The 21,102-nt window shown below is 58.6% G+C and carries 19 protein-coding genes and 1 pseudogene; 14 read left to right on the top strand and 6 right to left on the bottom strand.

Features of this window, described 5'->3' with window-relative positions:
• Nucleotides 1-16: 16 nt before the first annotated feature.
• Nucleotides 17-793: a molybdate ABC transporter substrate-binding protein gene (gene modA, locus SCLO_RS15945; RefSeq protein WP_066519435.1), complete on the top strand. Its 777-nt coding sequence runs from the start codon at nucleotides 17-19 to the stop codon at nucleotides 791-793.
• Between the two features lie 6 nt (nucleotides 794-799).
• On the opposite strand, the gene SCLO_RS15940 is transcribed toward modA, so the two are convergent.
• Nucleotides 800-1,546, bottom strand: a complete 747-nt coding sequence (locus SCLO_RS15940; RefSeq protein WP_066519437.1) for an HAD-IIB family hydrolase — start codon at nucleotides 1,544-1,546, stop codon at nucleotides 800-802.
• A 192-nt stretch (nucleotides 1,547-1,738) separates the two neighbouring features.
• Between SCLO_RS15940 and modB the strand changes: the two genes are divergently transcribed.
• The 9 genes and pseudogenes from modB to SCLO_RS23015 all read left to right on the top strand — a co-directional run.
• Nucleotides 1,739-2,383, top strand: a complete 645-nt coding sequence (modB, locus tag SCLO_RS15935) for a molybdate ABC transporter permease subunit (RefSeq protein ID WP_066519481.1) — start codon at nucleotides 1,739-1,741, stop codon at nucleotides 2,381-2,383.
• Nucleotides 2,373-2,984: an ATP-binding cassette domain-containing protein gene (locus tag SCLO_RS15930; RefSeq protein WP_066519444.1), complete on the top strand. Its 612-nt coding sequence runs from the start codon at nucleotides 2,373-2,375 to the stop codon at nucleotides 2,982-2,984. The genes modB and SCLO_RS15930 overlap by 11 nt, the downstream gene beginning before the upstream one ends.
• A 108-nt stretch (nucleotides 2,985-3,092) precedes the next feature.
• On the top strand, nucleotides 3,093-4,193 hold the full coding sequence (locus SCLO_RS15925) for a hypothetical protein (RefSeq protein WP_066519446.1): 1,101 nt from the start codon (nucleotides 3,093-3,095) through the stop codon (nucleotides 4,191-4,193).
• Nucleotides 4,193-5,002, top strand: a complete 810-nt coding sequence (locus SCLO_RS15920) for an ABC transporter permease (protein WP_066519449.1) — start codon at nucleotides 4,193-4,195, stop codon at nucleotides 5,000-5,002. The genes SCLO_RS15925 and SCLO_RS15920 overlap by 1 nt, the downstream gene beginning before the upstream one ends.
• The gene (locus tag SCLO_RS15915) at nucleotides 5,002-5,658 is read left to right on the top strand and encodes an ABC transporter ATP-binding protein (RefSeq protein WP_066519457.1); all 657 of its coding nucleotides are present in this window, start codon (nucleotides 5,002-5,004) and stop codon (nucleotides 5,656-5,658) included. The genes SCLO_RS15920 and SCLO_RS15915 overlap by 1 nt, the downstream gene beginning before the upstream one ends.
• A gap of 13 nt (nucleotides 5,659-5,671) precedes the next feature.
• On the top strand, nucleotides 5,672-6,787 hold the full coding sequence (glf, locus tag SCLO_RS15910; protein ID WP_066519459.1) for a UDP-galactopyranose mutase: 1,116 nt from the start codon (nucleotides 5,672-5,674) through the stop codon (nucleotides 6,785-6,787).
• Between the two features lie 18 nt (nucleotides 6,788-6,805).
• The gene (locus SCLO_RS15905; protein ID WP_066519461.1) at nucleotides 6,806-8,683 is read left to right on the top strand and encodes a glycosyltransferase; all 1,878 of its coding nucleotides are present in this window, start codon (nucleotides 6,806-6,808) and stop codon (nucleotides 8,681-8,683) included.
• The gene (locus SCLO_RS15900; protein WP_066519462.1) at nucleotides 8,656-9,822 is read left to right on the top strand and encodes a polysaccharide biosynthesis/export family protein; all 1,167 of its coding nucleotides are present in this window, start codon (nucleotides 8,656-8,658) and stop codon (nucleotides 9,820-9,822) included. Before SCLO_RS15905 ends, SCLO_RS15900 begins: the two co-directional genes overlap by 28 nt.
• A 48-nt stretch (nucleotides 9,823-9,870) precedes the next feature.
• Nucleotides 9,871-10,453: pseudogene (locus SCLO_RS23015) on the top strand (transposase); the annotation flags it as partial.
• 17 nt (nucleotides 10,454-10,470) lie between these two features.
• On the opposite strand, the gene SCLO_RS15890 reads toward SCLO_RS23015, so the two are convergent.
• Nucleotides 10,471-11,541: an IS630 family transposase gene (locus SCLO_RS15890; protein ID WP_066522499.1), complete on the bottom strand. Its 1,071-nt coding sequence runs from the start codon at nucleotides 11,539-11,541 to the stop codon at nucleotides 10,471-10,473.
• 140 nt (nucleotides 11,542-11,681) lie between these two features.
• Here SCLO_RS15890 and SCLO_RS15885 point away from each other — a divergent pair.
• Nucleotides 11,682-12,639, top strand: a protein-coding gene (locus SCLO_RS15885) for an IS630 family transposase (RefSeq protein WP_096362173.1) whose coding sequence is annotated in 2 segments (ribosomal slippage) — nucleotides 11,682-12,032 and nucleotides 12,034-12,639 — 957 coding nt in all. Because the reading frame shifts where the segments join, the coding sequence is not laid out codon by codon here.
• A 263-nt stretch (nucleotides 12,640-12,902) separates the two neighbouring features.
• On the opposite strand, the gene SCLO_RS15880 is transcribed toward SCLO_RS15885, so the two are convergent.
• From SCLO_RS15880 to SCLO_RS15870, 3 genes are all read right to left on the bottom strand, one after another.
• On the bottom strand, nucleotides 12,903-14,402 hold the full coding sequence (locus tag SCLO_RS15880) for an N-acetylneuraminate synthase family protein (RefSeq protein ID WP_066520515.1): 1,500 nt from the start codon (nucleotides 14,400-14,402) through the stop codon (nucleotides 12,903-12,905).
• Nucleotides 14,341-15,045 carry an inositol monophosphatase family protein gene (locus tag SCLO_RS15875; RefSeq protein WP_083949173.1) on the bottom strand — a complete coding sequence of 235 codons (705 nt, stop codon included), beginning with the start codon at nucleotides 15,043-15,045 and terminating at the stop codon, nucleotides 14,341-14,343. Before SCLO_RS15875 ends, SCLO_RS15880 begins: the two co-directional genes overlap by 62 nt.
• Before the next feature lie 226 nt (nucleotides 15,046-15,271).
• Nucleotides 15,272-15,982 carry an acylneuraminate cytidylyltransferase family protein gene (locus tag SCLO_RS15870; RefSeq protein ID WP_083949174.1) on the bottom strand — a complete coding sequence of 237 codons (711 nt, stop codon included), beginning with the start codon at nucleotides 15,980-15,982 and terminating at the stop codon, nucleotides 15,272-15,274.
• Between the two features lie 26 nt (nucleotides 15,983-16,008).
• On the opposite strand from SCLO_RS15870, the gene SCLO_RS15865 reads away from it, so the two are divergent.
• Together SCLO_RS15865 and SCLO_RS15860 are read left to right on the top strand one after the other, a co-directional pair.
• Nucleotides 16,009-18,024, top strand: a complete 2,016-nt coding sequence (locus SCLO_RS15865) for a glycosyltransferase family protein (RefSeq protein WP_123905530.1) — start codon at nucleotides 16,009-16,011, stop codon at nucleotides 18,022-18,024.
• Between the two features lie 15 nt (nucleotides 18,025-18,039).
• Complete coding sequence (locus SCLO_RS15860) at nucleotides 18,040-19,212, top strand: 6-hydroxymethylpterin diphosphokinase MptE-like protein (RefSeq protein ID WP_083949175.1); 1,173 nt, start codon at nucleotides 18,040-18,042, stop codon at nucleotides 19,210-19,212.
• On the opposite strand, the gene SCLO_RS15855 is transcribed toward SCLO_RS15860, so the two are convergent.
• Nucleotides 19,191-20,027, bottom strand: a complete 837-nt coding sequence (locus SCLO_RS15855; protein ID WP_066520522.1) for a phosphotransferase family protein — start codon at nucleotides 20,025-20,027, stop codon at nucleotides 19,191-19,193. The two genes, SCLO_RS15860 and SCLO_RS15855, sit on opposite strands and share 22 nt — an antisense overlap.
• A gap of 261 nt (nucleotides 20,028-20,288) precedes the next feature.
• Between SCLO_RS15855 and SCLO_RS15850 the strand changes: the two genes are divergently transcribed.
• Nucleotides 20,289-21,101: a class I mannose-6-phosphate isomerase gene (locus SCLO_RS15850; RefSeq protein WP_174521985.1), complete on the top strand. Its 813-nt coding sequence runs from the start codon at nucleotides 20,289-20,291 to the stop codon at nucleotides 21,099-21,101.
• The last annotated feature ends 1 nt before the right edge of the window (nucleotide 21,102 follow it).

Below are 21,102 nucleotides of genomic sequence, written 5' to 3'. Positions count from 1 at the left end.
GGCGCACAAGAAAGGCATGAGCCGCAGATTATCGTTCGCGGCGGCATGGCTTTCTCTGCTGTTCGCCGCCCTGCTTCCCTCCGCCATGGCGGCATCGGGGAAAGGGCCGCTGGTTCTGGCCGCTGCCAGCCTTCAGGAATCGATGAACGCCGCCGCCGACGCATGGGCGGCCAACGGCCATGCGCGCCCGATTCTGTCCTTCGCCGGTTCTTCTGCGCTGGCGCGGCAGATCAAGGCAGGTGCGCCCGCCGACCTCTTCATATCCGCGGACGAGGACTGGATGAACGATGTCGAGAGGGCGGGCTTGCTGTGGCGGGGGAGCCGCGCCGATCTGGCGGGCAACCGCCTGGTGCTGGTCGCGCCCGCTGGCCAACCCGTCCGGCTGCGCATCGGACGCGGCATGCCGATTGCCCGCGCGCTCGGCGATTCGCGGCTGGCGATGGCCGATCCTGACAGCGTGCCCGCCGGAAAATATGGCAAGGCCGCGCTGACCACCCTGGGAGTCTGGCCCGCCATTTCGGGAAAAGTCGCGCGCGCGGACAATGTGCGTGGTGCCCTGGCGCTGGTCGAAAGGGGCGCGGCGCGGCTGGGCGTCGTCTATGAGACGGACGCCCGCGCATCCAAGCAGGTGCGCGTCGTGGGCGCGTTTCCCGCTGGCAGTCATGCGCCGATCCGCTATCCGCTGGCGCGGCTCAAGGCCAGCACGCACCGCGATGGCGAGGGTTTCCGCCAATTCCTGCTGTCGGGGACGGGCCGCGCGATCCTTGGCCGTTATGGCTTCACCGCGCCCTGAACCGGCCTATTTTTGGCAGGCGATGATGGTTTCGATCACCGCCAGCGTTTCGAGCGGATCGCGCACGCGCACCGTGTCGAGGCCCAGTGCCTTGGCCGGATAGTCATTGCCGCCCGGAAAGATGGCATCGCCGACGAACAGCATCGCATCCAGCGCGATCCCGCTCGCGTCCCGCAGTTTCTGGAGACCATAGCCCTTGTCCACCCCTTCGCGCGTGATGTCGATGGAGGTCGCCCCACCCATATTGATCGACAGTCCGGGGAGACGCTGGCGCAGGTCCGCCTGGATGATCTTGCGCTTGGCGAAATCGGGGTCCCATTGCTCCTTGGCATGGATCGGGGCTTGCTGGCCCAAGGCGGAGAAGGTGATCTGGCTGCCGCGATCCTCGATCCGCTCGCCCCATGTTCGTTCGGGGACGAAGCCGGTCGCCTCCAGCGCAGCGTCGAAGGCGGCAAATATGGTCTGCTTCCGCGATTCGTCGAACAATTCGGCATAGACCGGCGACCATTGGCCGCCCCGATGCGTGTAGAGCTTTGTCCCCGTCGTCGGCATCAGCCAAAGGCGCGACAGGTCGGCATGGGCCGGAAGGCGGCTTGCGACCTGCTTGTCGAATTGCGGCCAGTCGCCGCCGGAAATCACCGCGACATGGGCGGCGGCGAGCAACCTCGCGAGCGCCTGCCCCATCGCATCGTCCAGGGGCTGCTTGCTTTCCGCCAAAGTGCCGTCAAGGTCGAAGGCGATCAGTTCCTTCATTTCGGGGAGGCTCCGGTAAAGGTCATGAAGACGATTGCCCTCTTGCAGGAAACAGGCTGAAAGGCCGATAGGGCGGCAAGGCGCTATCGGCAATCATTTCGAATATTTCCTTAAAGGTCCCTCCAGTTCGTGGCAGATTGGCACATCAGTCCTGAAGAATGGACCGTCATCGGCCTGTCGCTCAAGGTCAGCATGGCCGCGGTGGCGCTGATGCTGCCCATCTCCTTCGCCTTCGCCTGGATATTGGCGCGGTGGCGCTTTCCAGGGAAGTTGCTGCTCGACACGCTGGTTCATCTGCCGCTGGTCGTTCCGCCCGTGGTGACGGGATGGCTGTTGCTGCTGCTGTTCGGCGCCAATGGGCCGGTGGGCCGCTGGCTGCTCGACTGGTTCGGCATCACCCTGCTCTTCCGATGGACGGGGGCGGCGCTGGCGGCGGGGATCATGGCGCTGCCGCTGATGACGCGCGCGATCCGCCTGTCCATCGAAGCGGTCGACCGGAGGCTGGAAGAGGCCGCCCGGACATTGGGTGCGAGCCGCTTCCGGGTCTTCTACACCATTGCCCTCCCCCTTTCGCTGCCGGGCCTTTTGGCGGGGGCAGTGCTGGGCTTTGCCCGCGCCATCGGGGAGTTCGGGGCGACCATCACCTTCGTGTCCGACATACCGGGCGAAACGCGAACCCTGCCCATCGCCATTTATTCCGCCCTGCAAATACCGGGCGCCGAGGCCGCCGTCAGCCGCCTTGCGATCATGTCGGTGCTGCTGTCGCTGGGCGCGCTGATCCTGTCCGAACTGCTGGCGCGCAGGGCGGGGGCGGGAACCAACAGCCATGTCCTTTGACATCGACGTCACCCTCCAGCGCGGCAAGCGCCGGATCGCGCTATGCCACCGGACGCAGGCGCGCATCGTGGCGCTGATCGGCCCGTCCGGCATCGGCAAGACCAGCATCCTCAATATGGTCGCGGGATTGCTCAGGCCCGATCACGGACACGTCCGCGTGTCGGAAGCGCCGCTTTTCGACAGCGACCGACGCCTCGACCTGTCGCCCGCCCGGCGCCGGCTGGGCTATGTCTTTCAGGACCGCCGCCTCTTTCCGCACATGCGGGTACGCGACAATCTGCTTTATGGCCGCAAACCCTCATCGCCTCTCTCTCTGGACGATCTGGCGCATTTCCTGGGGATCGCACACCTGCTGGATCGCTGGCCCAACACGCTGTCGGGCGGCGAGGCGCAGCGCGTGGCGATCGGGCGCGCGCTCCTGTCCTATCCGCGCGCGCTCCTGATGGACGAGCCGCTCTCCTCCGTCGACTCGCGCCGGAAAGAGGAGATATTGGACATGATCCGGCACATCCCCGACATCAGCCAGGTGCCGATCCTCTATGTCACGCACGATCTTGGCGAGGCCCGTCGGCTGGAAGCGGAAGTTGTCATCGTCGGGTAACGGCAGATCCGTCCAGCCGCGGACGTTCCACGGAAAAATCGGTGGACATGCCCATGGCCCCGCTCTAGGTGCAGAAGCCTTATCATCGCCGCAAGCTAACGGAATATCATGACAGACATCTTGCGCAAGAAGAGCAACCTGTTTCTTGCGGTGGTTATCTTCCCGACACTGTTATCGATCCTCTATTTCGGTATATTTGCGTCGGACATCTATATTTCCGAATCCCGTTTCGTGGTGAAGGCGCCCAAGCAGGCCGCCAGCGACGGCGTGGGCCTGCTGCTGCAATCGGCCGGCTTCAACAACGCCAATGACGAGATTTACGCAACGTCCGAATATATCCTGTCCCGCACCGCCCTCCAGCAATTGAACAAGGACGGCGCCGTCACCGAAGCCTATACCAATTCGGGCGTTTCCATCTTCGACCGCTTCAACCCCCTGGGCCTGAACGGGTCGTTCGAGAAGCTGTTCAAATATTATACCAGCCGCGTCCATGTCTCAGCCGACGCCCGCACGGCGATCAGCACGCTGGTAGTCCGTGCCTATAGCAGCGAGGACGCCTACAGACTGAACGCGCGCCTGCTCGAGCTGGCCGAAGACATGGTCAACCGCCTCAATACGCGGGGACGGGACGACCTCATCAAATATGCCGAAACAGAGGTGGAGCAGGCGAAGAAACAGTCGCGCGAAGCCGCGCTGGCGCTGGCGGCCTATCGCAACCAGCAGGGCGTCGTGGACCCCCAGCAGCAGGCCGCGATCCAGCTTCAGATGGTGTCGAAGCTCCAGGACGAACTCATCACCGTCAGGAGCCAGTTGATCCAGCTTCGCGCCTTCACGCCGCAGAACCCGCAAATCCCCGTGCTGGAAAAGCGCGCGCGCATTCTGAGCGACGAAATCTACGACCAGGCAGGCCGCGTGGCGGGCGACAAGAACAAGTCGCTGGCCGCCGCCGCCGTCGAATATCAACGGCTGCAACTGGAAAACAGCTTTGCCGAACGGCAGCTCGCCGGAGCGATGGCTTCGCTTCAGGAGGCGCAGAACGAAGCGCGCCGCAAGCAGGTCTATGTGGAGCGCATCGTCAACCCCAACAAACCCGACAGCGCGCTGGAACCGCGGCGGCTGCGCGGCATCATCGCGACCTTCATCGTCGGGATGGTCGCCTGGGGCATCCTGTCGCTGCTGATCGCCGGCATCAGGGAGCATCAGAACTGATGGATAAGCCGGTGCCGCCGGGCCTCGGCGGCAATTTCCGCGAGCAATGGGCCGTGCAGCGCCGCGTGATCGGCGCACTCCTGATGCGCGAGATGCTGACCCGTTACGGACGGCAGAATATAGGCTTCCTCTGGCTGTTCATCGAACCGACGATCGTGACCCTGCTCGTTGCCGGGATATGGACGGCGCGCGGCCTGAACCAGTTTTCGGGCATCCCCATCGTCGCGTTCGCCATCACGGGCTATTCCGCGATCCAGCTTTGGCGCAACATGTCGCGACGCTGCATCAACGCCATCGAACCCAATCAGGCCTTGCTCCAGCATCGCCCCGTGAAGATGCTGGATATCTATCTGGCCCGCATGTTCCTGGAGATCGCGGGGACGACCACATCGTTCGTTGTCCTGAGCGTGGTGTTCTCCCTCTTCTCAGAGCAGATTTCGCCGCCGGAAGATATTCTTAAGGTGGCGTTCGCCTGGTTTCTGCTGGCCTGGTTTTCGATGGGCTTGTCCATCACGCTGGGCGCGCTGTCCGAACTGTCGTCGCTGGTGGAAAAATTCTGGCCTCCCGCAATCTATATTCTCTATCCGCTGTCCGGAGCGATGTTCCTGGTGTCGGGCCTGCCGCACGGCATGCATGAGATCGTCCTATACATTCCGCTGGTCCATGCCAATGAAATGCTGCGGGACGGCTTCTTCGGATCGCATTTCGTCGCGCAATATGATCTGTCCTATCTCATCGCCTGGTGCATGGGATTGAGCATTATCGGCCTGGGGATTAGCCGCCTGACGGTGGAGCACAGGCTGAGCTGATGATCGTCCTCGAACAGGTGACCAAGAGATATCATTCGATCCGGGGACCGATCCAGGTTCTCAAGGGCGTCGACATGACGGTTTCCATGGGAGAGAAGGTCGGCATCATCGGGCGCAACGGCGCGGGGAAATCCACGCTCATCCGTCTGATTTCCGGTGGAGAGAAGCCTACCAGCGGCACCATCAGCCGGTCGATGAGCATTTCATGGCCGATCGCTTTCGCCAGCGGGTTCCAGTCCGGACTGACGGGACGCGACAATCTGCGCTTCATCTGCCGCATCTATGGTCAGGATGCCGCGGAAAAGCTGCCGTTCGTGCAGGAATTTTCGGAGCTGGGCGATTTTCTGGACCAACCGATCAAGATCTATTCGTCAGGCATGCGGGCGCGGCTCGCCTTCGCCATTTCCATGGCGATCGACTTCGATTGCCTGCTTATCGACGAGGTGATGGCAGTAGGCGACGCGAAGTTCAACGCGAAGAGCAAGGAAGAGTTGTTCGTCAAGCGCGCGCACAAGGCGATGATCATCGTTTCGCACAATATGAATTATATCAAAACCAACTGCACCCGGCTCTATGTCATGAACGACGGCCGCCTTGAACATTTCGAGGATGTGCACGAGGGCATCGCCATGCACAATAGCATGATGGCGAACTGAACGGAGAACGAACGTGGCGAGAGTGTGCATCGTGGGCGCGGGCTTTACCGGCGCGGTCATCGGCCGCGAGTTGGCGGAAGCAGGCATCCCCTCGCTGATCGTGGACGAGCGGCCCCATGTCGCGGGCAATTGCCATACGGAGCGCGATGCGGAATCCGGCGTGATGGTCCACCGTTACGGCCCGCATATCTTCCATACCGACAGCGAGCGCGTCTGGGACTATGTGCGCCGTTTCGGCACGTTCGAACCCTATGTGAACCGGGTCAAGACGACGGTGCGCGGCAAGGTCTATTCCATGCCGGTCAACCTGCACACCATCAACCAGTTCTTCGACAAGGCGATGTCGCCCGACGAGGCCCGCGCGTTCGTGGCGTCCAAATCCCGCACGGACATAGAAGACCCGCAGACCTTCGAGGAGCAGGCGATGAAATTCGTCGGCGAGGAGCTGTATGAAGCGTTCTTCGCGGGCTATACGCGCAAGCAATGGGGCATGGAGCCGTCCATGCTGCCCGCCTCGATCCTCAAGCGCCTACCGCTGCGCTTCAACTATGACGACAATTATTTCAACCATCGCTTCCAGGGGATGCCGCGCGACGGTTACACGCCCATCGTCGCGGCGATCCTCGACCACCCGCTGATCGAGCTTCGCACCGGATGCCGTCATGAGGACCTGACCGAGGATTTCGAGCATCTCTTCTATTCCGGCCCCATAGACCGCTATTTCCATTATGATCTGGGGCGCCTCAGCTACCGCACGCTGGATTTCGAGATGATCCGGGCGACGGGCGACTATCAGGGGACGGCGGTCATGAACTACCCGGACAGCGACGTCCCCTTCACCCGCATCGCCGAGCACAAGCATTTCGCGCCATGGGAAGCAGGCCGTCTCGAAAAGACTGTCGCCTTCCGCGAATATAGCCGTGCCTGCGGGCCGGACGACATTCCCTATTATCCGATCAACCTCGTGGGCGGCATGGATCTGCTGAAAGCCTATCAGGAGCGGGCCGCGCAGGAAAAGCAGGTAACGTTCGCCGGACGGCTGGGCACCTATCAATATCTCGACATGGACGTGACCATCGACCGCGCGCTGGACGCCGCGGCCGCCTATCTCCAGCAACGCGTCGCCTGAAGGCCGCTTAAGGGAAAGATGACTGGATCGCCAGCACAGCGCGACCGTTTCGCCTTTCCCCTCTTCGCCCTGCTGGAGGCGCTGGAGCAGTTTCCCGGCGGCATGCTCAGCGATGCGGCGGCGTTCGAAGCCGGACGGATCGAGGCGCGCAGCGCCCTGACGATCCGCCTCGACCGGCTGTTCGATCTGTTCTTCGAAAGCTATTGGCGCCGCCATGCCGGCCTGACCGAAATCGCGTTGCGCTTTCGCCTTTCGGGCACCGCGCGGGTCGAAATATTGCGGCGATGGGCTGAGAAAGGCGAAGAGGAAATCGTCGCGGCGTCGGACCATGCGGAAGAGGATGGCATTGTCGAACTGCCGGTGGCGCTGCCGGAGGGAGAAAATGCCAGCTATCTGATCCCGCGGATTCATCTGTCCGAGGGGGCGCAAATCCGCGACCTTTGCTGGCATGCAACCACGCCTCCCCAACGAGACGTGCGGCTGGCCGGGATCATCTGCACCTTCGAGCGGGAGGACATGCTGGCGCGCAACCTTCCCCTCCTCACCGGAGCGGGCAGCCCTTTCCAACAACTGTTCATCGTCAATCAGGGTAAACCCGGCATCGCGCGGCGGATGGAAACGCTTTCGGGCGCGCTTCCCACTGTCACCATGATCGACCAGCCCAATCTGGGCGGCGCGGGCGGCTTCACGCGGGGCATCCTCGAAAGCCTCGACCAGCCGGACATCACCCATGTCCTGCTGATGGACGACGACATAGAAGCGCATCCGCTATTATTGGCCCGAATCGCCACGGTGCTGGGTTATGTGGGGAAGCAGGATTGCATCGGCGGCGCGATGCTGGACCTTTACGATCCCAGCAAGCTCTTCACCTGCGGCGACCGCCTGCATCCCTCGCGCCCCGCCATCGTCAATATCGCGCCCGCGGAGCCGTGCGACGTGACGACCGATGCCGGGCGCGATTTCGTCGCCCTCCATCACCAGCCGGACTTCAACGGTTGGTGGTGCTTCGCCTTTCCGATGGAAGCCGTCCGGCAATGCGGCCTGCCGCTGCCCCTGTTCATCCGCGGCGACGATGTGGAGTTCGGCTACCGCCTGTCGCGCTCCGGTTTCCGCACGATCAGCTGGGCGGGCATCGCCGTATGGCACATGCCTTTCGCGCTCAAGGCCCAGCCCTGGCACGCCTTCTACGACCGCCGTAACATGCTGTTCCTGTGCGAAGCCCATGGCCGGTTTTCGCGGCGGCGGCTGGCGCGATCAGCATGGGGCGGCGTCATCAACGCCATCGTCACCTACGATTATGCCCGCGCTGCCGCCGCCATCGAGGGTATCAGCGCCTTCAACAGGGGATCAGACGATCTGCTGGGCTGGACCGGAAAAGATCATGCGGCGCTGCTTCTGCGAACGCGCGATCCTTCGCCGCCGCATCCCGCACCGCTTCCGCCCCTTCCATGCGGAAACCCGCCATCTGCCGATAGCGCTATCGTCTACCGACATTTTCTGCGCGATCTCTTCCTTCCGTTCGGGAGGTCGAACGGTCCTTATGCTGTCGAGGCACGGGACTGGCATCCCCATGTCATGCGCCGCCCCGCCAGACTCGTGGTCCGCGAGCGACCGGAAGAGCCGGGTCGTCTCCGCACCTATCGCTGGAGGAGCGCCATCACCCTCACAGCACGAGCGTTGTGCGCCATCGCCTTCCTTCGCTGGCGGAGGCAGTTGACACCGGAAAGCATCCTGCGCCTCTCCAGCCCCGCTTCCTGGGGGACCTATCTTGCGCGGTCCATCAGCGCTTCATGCGATAAAGGCTTTGCAAGCGAGGCCGATGACGGCATTGCTCACTACCGACACATTGAAGCAACGAGTTCAGAACCATGCGATCCTCCCTTGCCCAAGCCCTGATCCCCGCATCGTCGCTGCTGCTCCTGCTGCCGGGCTGTGCGGGGTTCGACACGTCCGTGGGGCCGAACCGAGGGCAGATCACGAAGAAGTCGGCTGCCGATGGGACGATTGAAGGTGTGCGCGTTATCACCATCACCGACCAGATCGCGCGGCAAATCCAAGCGCAGCAAGTCCGTACCAGCTTTGCCGACACCCTCCCCCCTGCGCAGCCGACAGGACAGGTTATCGGACGGGGCGATATCTTGGCCGTCACCATTTGGGAAGCGCCGCCCGCCGCTTTGTTCGGCGGGTCCACGCTGGGACGGATGACGGCGCTCGACACCGCTACCGCCACGCCGCTGCCGGAAATGCAGGTGGGCCCGGCAGGCGACATCGTGGTGCCCTATGCGGGACATATCCGCGCGGAAGGCCGCACTCTGGGGGAGGTCGAGCGCGACATCGTGGCGCGTCTGTCGGGCAAGGCGCATATGCCGCAGGTCACGGTGCGCCTCGCCCAATATACGACATCGCTCGTCACGGTCGTGGGGGAAGTCGCCACCAGTTCGCGCATGCCGCTTTCTCCCAAGGGAGAAAGGTTGCTGGACGCAATCGCCGCAGCGGGCGGCACGAAGCAGCCGGTCGACAAGATGACGGTCCAAATCACGCGGGGCGATCAGGTCGAAAGCATGGCGCTGGCCGATGTGATCGCCGATCCGCGCCAGAATGTCATTCTGCGCCCAGGCGATATCGTGACCGCCGTCTTCCAACCATACAGCTTCACCGTTCTGGGCGCGGCGGGCCGTAACGAGGAAGTAAATTTCGAAGCGCGGGGCATCACCCTGGCGCAGGCGATGGGCCGCATGGCGGGGCTACAGGACCGGCGGGCCGACCCCAAGGGCGTGTTCCTGTTCCGCTGGGAAGACCCGCAAGCAGTGCCCGGCGGTTCCATGGGAGCAGCGCAGGACGACAAGGGGCGCATCCCGGTCATCTACCGCATCGACATGAAGGACCCCGCCACCTATTTCGCGATGCAGAATTTCGCGATGAAGAACCGCGATGTGGTTTATATCTCCAACTCGCCCGTCGCGGAATTCCAGCGCTTCTTCGGAATCATTGCCTCGACGGTCCTGCCTGCCGTTGCGGTCGGGCGGGCGTTCTAGGGCCTGTGGGGATTCGCGAGGTGGGATGGAATGTGATTCAAGCTCGGGATGGATCGCGACATTCTGACAGACCCCAGTGGACGAAGATCGAGCCGCATTGCCTGGTTAAGCTGTCTGATCCCAGGCGGAACGGTAGGAACAACGGACTGTTCATGGAGGCAGTTCTATGGATCGCGCGCATGGGCCCTGCCGGAGCGGTTCGGTAACTGGAGCACGGCCTTCCGGCGCTTTCGCGATTGCGTGAAGAGGATGTTTTCAAACGCATATCCCGATGCGCTATCAGCCAAACCGGACATGGAATACGCAATGATCGATGCCACGATCGTGAAGGTTCACCGCCATGGGCAGGGCGCAAAAGGGAGACTCAGGGCCAGGCCATTGGTCGTTCCAAAGACGGCATGACGACCAAAATTCTCGCGCTCACCGATGCGCTTCGCCGACAAGGCGTTCGACATCAATGCACCCGTCGCCGAACTCAACGAGCGCAGCCCTGCATCATCATCTCGCAACATCCGGCTCGCGCGCAAAATTCAGGATCGACGCCGTAATCTATACGTGGCGGCACCTGATCGAGACCTTCTTCTGCAAGCTCAAGGAGTTCAAGCGCATCGCCATGCGTGCCTGCAAAACCTATCCTAGTGCACTGACTCAGTCGGTTGGTACAGGCAGCCGCCTGAGTTTGGCGAGAATGGTCTCGGCCGGCTTGGTCCAGACGAAGGGCTTAGGGTCGGCGTTCTGCTTTCGGATGTAAGCGCTAATGGTGTCCTGGAGGTCGACGACGGAGGTGAAGACGCCGCGCCGGATGACCCTTCGGGTGAGCGCCGAGAAGAAGTTCTCGACGGCGTTGAGCCATGAGCCCGAGGTCGGGGTGAAATGGAACACCCAGCGTGGATGATCGGCGAGCCACTCCAGGACCTTCGGATGCTTGTGGGTGGCGTAGTTGTCGAGGACGGCGTGGATCACCTTGCCGGCAGGAACGGCGCGCTCGACGGCGTTGAGGAACTTGATGAACTCCTGGTGCCTGTGCTTGGGCATGCAGCGACCGACGACTGTGCCGTGGAGGACGTCGAGCGCGGCGAACAGGGTGGTCGTGCCATTGCGTTTGTAGTCGTGCGTCATTGTTCCGCATTTGCCCGGCTTCAACGGCAGACCGGGTTGGGTTCGGTCGAGGGCCTGGATCTGGCTCTTCTCGTCGATCGAGATGACGACGGCGTGAGCCGGCGGGGCCATGTAGAGACCGACGATGTCTTCGACCTTGGCGGCGAAGGCGGGGTCGCTCGATCTCTTGAAGGTTCGCAGACGGTGGGGTTGGAGGTGATGGACCTGCCAGATGCGCTGGACGGTTCGGAGCGAGACGCCGAAGGCTTTGGCCATTGCGCGGCCGGTCCAATGGGTCACGGCACCGGGCGGTTCGGAGCAGGTCAACGCAACGATCCGTGCGACGACGGGCGCGGCGATCGGCGCCGTACCGGGCTTGCGCGTCTTGTCGCGGAGAAGACCATCGACGCCTTCCTCAGCGAAGCGCTGTTGCCAGCGCCAGACCGCAGGTCGGCTGACGCCGGCGCGGCGGGCCACTTCGAGCACCGGCAAGCGGTCGCTGGAGAGCAGCACGATCCTGGCGCGCAGCACATGCTTGAGCGGGCAGTTGCGGTCGCCGACGATTTGTTCAAGCCGAGCACGGTCGGCGGCGTTCAAGAGGATGTTGACGGTCTGGGCCATGACGGGAGAGTCGCATGTCCTAGACGATTTGTGAATCTCCCGTCTGCGTCATTGCACTAGAGCATCGGGCCTGAAATAGGAATCGGGCCAGGGATTCCCAGAAGCCGGAAAATATGATTCATCTTTGTCGGAGGTGGATCATGGGGAAAGCATTTTCGAGCGACTTGCGGGATCGCATATCGGACCATGTGGCGGCGGGACATTCGCGTCGTGATGCGGCGCGGCGGTTTGGTGTGAGCGTAAGTTGCGCGATCAAGCTTGTGCAGCGTGTGGCGAAGACTGGTTCGGCATCTCCGGCACGCCAGGGGCGCCCGCCGGGCGCAGGAAAGCTTGCGCCGTATATGGCGATGCTGATCCGCTGGGTGGAGGCGCAATCGGACATCAGCATGCCCGAGCTTGCTGCCAAGCTTGAGGCTGAAACAAAGATGCGTGCGCATCCCGCCTCGTTGTCGCGGGCCCTTCTCGGAGCGGGCTTCCGATATAAAAAAACAGCTGCTGGCATCGGAGTGCGGACGCGATGATGTCTGCGAGGCTCGACGGCGATGGCGGCTGCATCGCCAGCCGCGCATGCGGGAGCAGACGCACCGGCTGGTCTTTATCGACGAGACGGCGACCACGACGAAAATGACGCGCCTACGGGGCCGGGTGCGTCATGGCCAGCGCCTGAAGGGGCGCGTCCCGTTCGGTCATTGGAAGACGCAGACCTTCATAGCAGGATTACGGTGCGACGGCCTGACCGCTCCGTGGATCATCGACCGGCCGATGACCAAAGAGATCTTCGAAATCTACGTGGAAACCCAGCTCGCGCCGACGCTCGATCCGGGGGACGTCGTGATCCTCGACAACTTGCCGAGCCACAAGAGCGAAAAGGCCAAGATGATCCTCAAGCAGCGCGGCGCTTGGTTCCTCTTCCTCCCGCCATACAGCCCTAATCTCAACCCGATCGAGATGGCCTTTTCAAAACTCAAAGCGCACCTCAGGCGCATCGGGGCAAGGACGATCGATGACCTCTGGCGCGCGGTCGGCAGCATCTGCGACCTCTACCCGACCGAGGAATGTCGCAACTACTTCAATGCCGCAGGCTATGGGTACGATTAAACGCTCGATGCTCTAGCTTCAAGGCCATCATCCACCTCGCAGCCACCATCATCAACTCACGATGAATCCCCACAGACCCTAGAGTCCACCTCCACCGGGATACCCTCCCATCCCTTGCGCTTATGCCGCGTCAGCCCAAAATGACGCAGCAGAAGCGCAAGGGATGTGGAACGTGGATCAAGAATGCCACATTCAGTTAGCCGTCACATCCGTTTACTCGTCAACACTCATCCCAAGCACCATGACCAACCGCATAACCGTATCTATTTCCGATATTTATGGTGCTCACTTTCGTTCACCCTTTTCTGGTCCGAACCCATGATGAGTTCGGCTTCCCGAATATGATCGACATACTCCCGAAAATCGGAAGTAGTCAGGTCCACCGCCACGGCATCGAAATGGGCCCATTCCGTGTTTCCAAGCTTGACATGCTTTTCCAGCATCCGCGCGCCGGCCGCGACAGCAAGAGCCGAAGCTTTCCATCCGTGGTCATGGCTGGAATAACCGGGAACGATGCGAGGATTTTGCCGCGACAGGCCATGATAATGACGGACCACACCGATATTGCAATGTTCAAGCGGCGTAGGATAGGCTGAATTGCATTGCAGCAAATAGATTTTTTCGCATTCGACGAAAGCCTCCGTCACGAAGCGTTCATAGCTTTCATCTGTCATGCCCGTAGAAAGCACTACTGAACCCCGGTAATTTTCCGCCACGAACTTCAGATAGTTCTTATGTTCTGAAATGGTGGATGGCAGTTTGACCATCGGAACTCCGATATCCACCATGACATGGAAGGAGGGTTCATCCAGAACGGATGCGAACCAGCCCATGGACAAATCGCGACACAGCGCATCCACGAACAGGAAGTCTTCCTGGCTTAGTTCAAGCTGATGTCGATAGTCACCAAACGTCCTGCCAAATGGAGAATTATAGGGCGAGGATAGCTGCTCTCGGCTGTAGAAGCTCTCAACGTCGCGCTTTTGCAACTTAATGTAATTGGCACCTGCCGCCTTGCTGGCGCGGATCATCTTTTCCAGCCGAAAACGATCGCCAAAATGATTGGTCGTCAATTCCGCGACGACATCCACTCGGGATTCCGGTGTAGCGAACCGAGCTCCGGCGTGACCGTTCAACTCCTCCGGCGTGATCCCGCTGAAGGAACGATAACCGACGTGACGGATGTCCAGCGGACTGTCACGCAGCGCATATAGTGCGTTGAGGAAATAAAATTCCTGCGCCGAGATCTTCAGCAGGCGTTCATCTTCACTATCGTCCGCATAGTCATGGACAAGCGCCCGGCTATGACCCTTTTCGGCGCTGAAATCAAAACCAAGCATATAGACGGTCTGCGACCGCCCGCGGATTCCCGCGATCATGCGCGACAGTTTGAGCGCCGTTACGAAGAGAACCTCTTCAATCTCCAGACTGTCGGTCATCATCCGCTGCATCAGCAGTTCTGAGGTTTCCTGATTCAAATGAACCAAGGGCGCTTCCACGACGGCCTTGTCGCCCGCCTTGAATCCCGGCTGCGCCGTCAGATAGAGACGTGAACGATAGCCCGATTCCCGAAGCCCCCCCTTAACCCAGCTTCCATGGAATATGGTGATGTCGGCAGGCGCGATACGCTCAGCGTCGTTCAAGCCGATGACCAATGAATTGGCATAGATTTGGGGATCGACAAGGTCGACCGACGGCCCCTTACCCAGGATGTAGATTGTGTCGGTTGCGTATGTCGACGCGATATTTTCGATCAGGCTCAAGAAATTGCCCGTGATAGTCTGCATCATTCACCCTAACCAAACAACCATGTTCCAACGCCAGCATCACGCCTGGCAACAAATCCCACGCATAAGCGCCTTTCGGATTGACGAAACGCGCGAAGCTTCCTCGAACTACATTATAGATATTATAGACAGCACAACCAGTAACGCGATACTCAATCGCATCCCGGATACCGACGGCGATATCATCATGGTAGGATGAGGAAAAGCCGGTGATGCGCGACCGTAACGCAGACGTGGAATCGCCGGTCATCAGATGTTCGCCCAGTTCCGGCATCATAAGCAGGCTGCCTTGATGGATGCCATCCTTCCATATGCCAAGCGATACACCCCATTCCTTGAGGCCCGAACAAAAATTCTCCGTGCCGTCTATGGGGTCCAGCAAGGCGAAATAGCCGCTCTGCCCACCTGACTGGAAATCGAAACTTTCCTCGCCCACGAAATGAAGCCCGGGCAGGCGCGTTTGCAGCAAGGCATGAAGACGGTCTTCGATGAATCGATCCGCGTCGGTAACGGGACTTCCATCCGGTTTATATTGAATCTGGAAACGCCGCTCCATGATCTGCGGCATCATGGAGTCTATTGTTGTCAGGCATTCCCTGAGTAGATTGTCGATATTCATAATGGTTCTTTTCGGTTCATATTACACGAAAATACATCTTCAATCGTATTCTGGCGCTCCATGAAAATATTACGACTCCAAACCTCAGCACACTCACTTCCACTTATTACAATCCCGAGGCAGTAATGCAGCACCGCCTACCAATACTGGCTCAAATATTTAGATTATAGAATTTCGTCCGCTGAACGCAAAAACAAAATATAATCTTTCGTATCAATAAATAATATTATATTAATGATTTCCCGCGAGCGACCCTTGCCAAGGCAATTTCTTCCATCAACTGAAATTGACCTTCCCAATCTATATCCATCGCGACCCCCTCTTCCATTTGCATGAAGAAAGAATTTTTGGTGATTCTGTCTCCGGAAACCTGCATTACCTCAAATGGCATCATATAAATGGCGTGATTTATTTCCCAAAGGACAGGCAAATCTTGACTGCGGGGCCACTTCTCTGTCGAATTATCATAGTTAAACGGCTTACCATTCGACCATAGGAATTTTTGTATCCTAGTAGCACCGACCAGACTATCGCACCCTTCCAGAATGGCTCGCTCATAGGCATCGATAGCTTCGTTATAGATGCGACTTGTCACGAACGGATGAGTTACATGGGTCCACATGATGATCCCGCTGCTTCTCAAATACGCTATATAATCTGCAATAAAGCGTTCCATAGAGGTAGCGCTGTTGCCAAACTCGTCAGGCCGTTCAAGCGGCACTATGCGCTCGTCCACTTCGTGAGCGAAACGTTCGGCATATTCCAAAATGATCGGATCATTTGAAGATATTATGATTTCATCCAACCTGGATACATTCACTAATTGACGCAGCTTCAGTTCCAGTAGGCCACCTTCAAATCCGGCAAACGGGCGTGTATTCTTGTTCTCCACACGTTCACTGCCCGCTCGTGCGGGAATAAATCCTATGTAGCCCAATCATCCCTCCAAGGCAAATCTCCCAGATGGTTAAACATCTATCCTTATGTTGCGCAAGAGGCTCCATCGGAACGGGATCGCAACAATCTCTATCATCATTGAGCATGATAGCTTCGCGAGGATTAGCCAAAAACAATATGAGAAATCGATACCCAAGCCGCCACCAACCCGTTAAAGCCCGTCCCCGCCTCAGATATTCATCGGCGGAGCAGAACTTGATACAAGATATCGTTTCGGAACCGGAAGAAAATTTCTCCGTCCCCAGAAACCGCACTGTCGTTCAAAGACTGATCACACCCGATCCCACCGTCAATTCAGAGGCGGATCTGTTTTTCCATCGCGATGGCCATGCGGGTTACGATAGCCAGAGCGGCCATTTCTATGCCCTGAAGAGATCGGAAATACGGTTCGATAGCTATTATAATGTCTTCCCGGCACGGTTTTTCGATCTCCAACCGGAGAATCGCGTCGAACTCCATCTCAAGGCTCAGGGGAAATGCGTCCTGGAGGTGATGCTCGCCAGGCATCACAAGAGTTGGGAAAATCTGGTTCACATGATCCTGGACGCAGACGGGGCGACACAGATCATCGAACTGCCGGACATTCCGTTCGATGGATTGATCTATGCCCGCTTCATCGCCATCGAAGATTTGACGATCCAGTCTCTCGATTATGTCGTGACGGGCCCGGAACGCAACGCCGTCAACCTGACGGGCGTCATCACCACCTTCAAGCGGGATGCGGCGGTTCAGAGCACATCCAACCGGCTTCAGGCCTATTTTGATCGCAATCCCGACCTGCGCGACCATTTCAGCCTGCTGGTGATCGACAATGGCGGGGAGACCGACAACATCGGTTTTTCCAAAGGCCGGGTCATCAAGAACCCGAATTATGGTGGCGCGGGCGGCTTTTCGCGGGGCCTGCTCGAAGTCATGCAGCACGAGAATGTCACTCATGCCCTCTTCATGGATGACGACGCCAGCTTCTTTCCGGAATCCCTGCGCCGCACCATTTCCATCCTTCGCTATTCCGCCAATCCACGGCTGGCCATCAGCGGCGCGATGATAACCGAAGCCCATAAATGGCAGATGTGGGAAAACAGCGCCATATTCGACCGGCATTGCCGCCCCATCGACAACCGGCGGGACCTGCGGCTTTTTCACGAAGTCGTGTCCATGGCGCTGGCGCAACCCTTTTCCATGAAGAACCGCTATGGCGGGTGGTGGTATTTCTGCTTCCCGGTCAGGGCCGTGCAGACATGGGCCTTCCCCTTCTTCGTCAGAGGGGACGACATCTATTTTTCGCTGGCCAATGACTTCTCTATCCTGACCGCCCCCGGCATCGTCAGCCATCAGGACGATTTCTCCGTCAAGCAATCGCCGCTGACGCTGTATCTCGATGTCCGCAACCATATCGTCCAGCATCTGACCTTCGACGACCTCGCCATCAGCAAGGACGACATGCGCAAGATGCTGGGATCGTTCTTCCATCGCTATAACAAGAGTTTCCATTATGAAACCGCGCAGGCGATCAACATGGCGATCGCCGACGTCATGCGGGGCCCCGATTTCTGGGAGAGCAATCTCGACATGAGCGCGCGTCGGAAGGAGATCGGCGCATTGACGGTGAACGAGAAAATCCGGCCCATCCATTTCAGCCATGATGAAACGACGCCCCATTCCCCCCACCGGCACGGGAGCCGCTGGGCCAGGCTGATGCGGAAATGGAGCCACAACGGACATAGGCTGCCCCGGAAAATGCTTTACAGCAAGGCCGTCGTCTTCCCGCTGGAAGTCCGCGCCATCATGCAGGATTCCTATCGCCGCAAGCGCACGATCACGTTCGACCCCGCGTCGGGGCTTGGCTATATATGCGAAATGGATCGGGATCGCTATTTTGCCAACCGGACGGAATTCGAACGGAATGTCAAAAGGCTTATGGAGAGATATGAGGAACTGACAGCCCTTTATCACCAATCCAGAAATGAAATGGCGAACCGTTCCGCTTGGGAAAAGCGGTTTGCTTCCCCGACATCTGAATGAATAAACGGATTTTCCATGTCTATTTCTATACAAGATGAAAGAAAGAACAGGATCGATCGATTCAAATTTTCGGCTGATTTGAAAAAGAAAATATTGGATACAGATCGCTGTTTTATTTTAGGAATGGGACCTAGCATTAATAAACTAGATCCCGAACAGCTGCAAAATGAACTCTGTATTGGAGTTAATTTTATATATAAAACCGAATTTCGTCCTGACATTCTATGTATTGTAGACAGACAAAGAGTCGACAAAGATAACTTCAAAAAAGCAAAGAAAATTTTTGCTCTAGAACATGTCTTGAGAGAGAAAAGTCACCTCTTCAAAGATATTGATCATGAAAAATTTGATTTTAGTATTAAGTATCACATGCCTTTTAGCAAATCATGGTTTAACGTTTCTGAATTTGATAAAAATTTAGAAACAGTATATTTTGGTGGATCTGTTATTACAGACCTTTCTATCCCGCTAGCTGTTTATCTTGGCATAAAAAAAATATTCATTGCCGGCCTAGATGGATTTGATGCTTTCCCTAATAGCCACGCGGGAAATGCCAGCCATGTTTTAGAGGTTCTTCCGCCGACCGAATATCTACGATATCAACAGAAGATCAAATCTCTTGCTACGGAACATGGTGCAAAAATATACAATATTTCCGCGGGATGCCTGAGCGGTGGCTTTGACAAAGTCAATCCTGGGAACTTTGGGATATCGGCAGTTCGGCGATCTTATAATCATGAAATTAAAGGAAAATTCTTCGCGCTCGGTCGTGATAGTTGCGTTTGTGAAAAACCATATCCTGAAAAACCCATTTATCTGATTAAAAGATTGAAAGATAATTTCCATCTTCGACACAGGAGGGGCGTTCTTTTCTTTGAAAAAATGGATGGTAACGATCAGAAAGAGGACTTTCTTTGGAAAATAGAGCCATCGTTCTATGACAAAAAATGGGTTTCTTTCATTTCTTACAATGTACCTACTCATTATGTGACATCTATAGATCATCTATCCAACTTTAAGCTTAATAGATTTGAAGGTATATATAATACATATTTTTCGTCCTTTCAGCCGTATACGCTTAGGCAACATGCAGAAGAAAGAGCCGAGAAGAATGCGATGCTTATGGATATAGAAAAGATGAAGCAAATGGTCGGGCATCAACTCAACTATGCAGATGCCCGATCATAATTCGATTCTTTTAGCGCATCATGCAAATATTCCCTGAAAGCCCGTTCTCGGACGGGCTTTCGCGCGCGCAGCCACGCTACCGCCACCACGGCGCGCCAGGAATCCAGCCGTTCCGCCGCCATTCCGCTTTCCCGCAGATAGGCTGCCCGCCAACGCCGCGTTGCCCATTCGCGTGCCAGGACAGTCAGCCTGTCTTGCGGCCCGGCTCCGAACCGCATCAGCATTTCCGTCCGCGCGGCATCCGCCGCCGGGTCGCCCAAGGCGGCCTTGGACCAGTCGATGACCTTGAAGCCGCCCTCCGCAACCATGATATTTTCCACATGGAAGTCGCCATGCAATAACCGTCGGCCGTCCGGCATCGTCTTCAACCGCACCAGCGCCCATTCCTTGAGAACATCGGATGCGGGACCGTGGAGAATGTCGGTTCGCAGCACGTCCTTGAGGGACCGCACCCCTTCTATTTCCGGGCTTTGGTGCATGCGCGCCTGCAAGCGCGCCATGGCGGGCATCATTGCGCCTGACGACCATGGCCGTCGCCGCATGGCCTTGAGCAGCGTGACACCCGCCACGCGGGGATAAACCAGCCCACGTGTGCCCTCCATGGTGATCCGGCGCACCGTCGCGATGGCGGGCATCCCCAGTTCCGCCGCCAGACGGGAGGCGTGAGCCTCGCGTTCGATCATCTCGTCCGACACCGCCGGGTGGAAAAGCTTCACCACCTCTCCCTGTCCCAGCACGTAGAGGCGCGCGCTCGCGCCCTGCGCCAGGAAACGCAATGCCGGGTCCAGCGCTCGCGGAAAAAGATCGTCGGACATCGCCATCCCCCCTAGACCAAGGCGCGCAAAAACCGAAGGTTCGAATCGCACATCTTCATCGCGATCTCTGGACATCCTCGGACCAATGCGCCCGACTGTATGCATGCATAGGAACCGCATCATTCCTTCAAAAACGCACAGGCCTGCCAGCCGCACTCCGTGCAGCATCCCTCTTCACGCCCATTGCGCGCCGTGGGCTTATCACTTAACCGCTTGCTCATCATTGCGCGCTATACTGGCGCCATGCACCCGGCAGAATTGATGCATCAACTTCTTCCCCGTCCCGTCACGAAGCCATGGGGCAGGGACTGCATTCCCGGCTGGCTGGGGAATTTGCGCGATGGCCGCGTGGGTGAAGTGATCTTCGAGGGCGCACCCGCCGATCATCAGGCCCTGCTCATCAAATATATCCTGACGAGCGAGCGGCTGTCCATTCAGGTCCATCCCGATGACGCCGCCGCGCGGCGCGCAGGCCATGCCCATGGCAAGGACGAGGCGTGGTTCATTCTCGATTGCAAGCCCGGCGCGACGATCGGCCTGGGTTTTCCCGAAACCGTGACGCAAGCCGATGTCCGCGCCGCCGTTGCCGGCGAAGCCCTGGAAGAGCTGATCGACTGGCGACCGGTTTCGCCGGGGGATTTCTACATGGTCCCGGCGGGCACCGTCCATGCCATCGGCGCGGATATTCTGCTGGTCGAGATTCAGCGCAACGCCGACATCACCTATCGCCTTTACGATTATGGCCGGGATCGTCCGCTTCATGTCGAAGAGGCGCTCGCCTGCGCCCGGCTGGAACGCTATGGCCTGCCGGTGCCACGTGTTGCCGCCGAAGAGAACCGAGAATTGCTGGAGGCGCAGGACGCGCCGTTCGGCCTGCGTCATATGGCCTTCCGGGCCGGGGAGCGGATCACCCTGAACGGCACGGGCGCTTTCTGGTTCCTGCCGCTGGAGGGCACCGGCGACCTGTCCGGCACGCCATGGAAAAGCGGCGAGTGCTGGATACTCGAAGCAGGCGAGACGCTTCATGCCTCGAGCGCGGGCCGGGCGCTGATTGCGACGCCGGGACGCGGCTGAA

The organism is Sphingobium cloacae (assembly GCF_002355855.1).
Lineage (GTDB): Bacteria > Pseudomonadota > Alphaproteobacteria > Sphingomonadales > Sphingomonadaceae > Sphingobium > Sphingobium cloacae.
The sequence above is the reverse complement of the archived record's forward strand: the minus strand, read 5'-3'. Positions and strand labels throughout refer to the sequence as shown.

What these genes read in the sequence shown, in the direction of transcription:
- modA (WP_066519435.1), top strand. Translation starts at nt 17, where the DNA reads ATGAGCCGCAGATTATCGTTCGCGGCGGCATGGCTTTCTCTGCTGTTC.
- SCLO_RS15940 (WP_066519437.1), bottom strand. Translation starts at nt 1,546, where the DNA reads ATGAAGGAACTGATCGCCTTCGACCTTGACGGCACTTTGGCGGAAAGC.
- modB (WP_066519481.1), top strand. Translation starts at nt 1,739, where the DNA reads ATGGCCGCGGTGGCGCTGATGCTGCCCATCTCCTTCGCCTTCGCCTGG.
- SCLO_RS15930 (WP_066519444.1), top strand. Translation starts at nt 2,373, where the DNA reads ATGTCCTTTGACATCGACGTCACCCTCCAGCGCGGCAAGCGCCGGATC.
- SCLO_RS15925 (WP_066519446.1), top strand. Translation starts at nt 3,093, where the DNA reads ATGACAGACATCTTGCGCAAGAAGAGCAACCTGTTTCTTGCGGTGGTT.
- SCLO_RS15920 (WP_066519449.1), top strand. Translation starts at nt 4,193, where the DNA reads ATGGATAAGCCGGTGCCGCCGGGCCTCGGCGGCAATTTCCGCGAGCAA.
- SCLO_RS15915 (WP_066519457.1), top strand. Translation starts at nt 5,002, where the DNA reads ATGATCGTCCTCGAACAGGTGACCAAGAGATATCATTCGATCCGGGGA.
- SCLO_RS15905 (WP_066519461.1), top strand. Translation starts at nt 6,806, where the DNA reads ATGACTGGATCGCCAGCACAGCGCGACCGTTTCGCCTTTCCCCTCTTC.
- SCLO_RS15900 (WP_066519462.1), top strand. Translation starts at nt 8,656, where the DNA reads ATGCGATCCTCCCTTGCCCAAGCCCTGATCCCCGCATCGTCGCTGCTG.
- SCLO_RS15890 (WP_066522499.1), bottom strand. Translation starts at nt 11,541, where the DNA reads ATGGCCCAGACCGTCAACATCCTCTTGAACGCCGCCGACCGTGCTCGG.
- SCLO_RS15875 (WP_083949173.1), bottom strand. Translation starts at nt 15,045, where the DNA reads ATGAATATCGACAATCTACTCAGGGAATGCCTGACAACAATAGACTCC.
- SCLO_RS15865 (WP_123905530.1), top strand. Translation starts at nt 16,009, where the DNA reads ATGGTTAAACATCTATCCTTATGTTGCGCAAGAGGCTCCATCGGAACG.
- SCLO_RS15860 (WP_083949175.1), top strand. Translation starts at nt 18,040, where the DNA reads ATGTCTATTTCTATACAAGATGAAAGAAAGAACAGGATCGATCGATTC.
- SCLO_RS15855 (WP_066520522.1), bottom strand. Translation starts at nt 20,027, where the DNA reads ATGTCCGACGATCTTTTTCCGCGAGCGCTGGACCCGGCATTGCGTTTC.
- SCLO_RS15850 (WP_174521985.1), top strand. Translation starts at nt 20,289, where the DNA reads ATGCATCAACTTCTTCCCCGTCCCGTCACGAAGCCATGGGGCAGGGAC.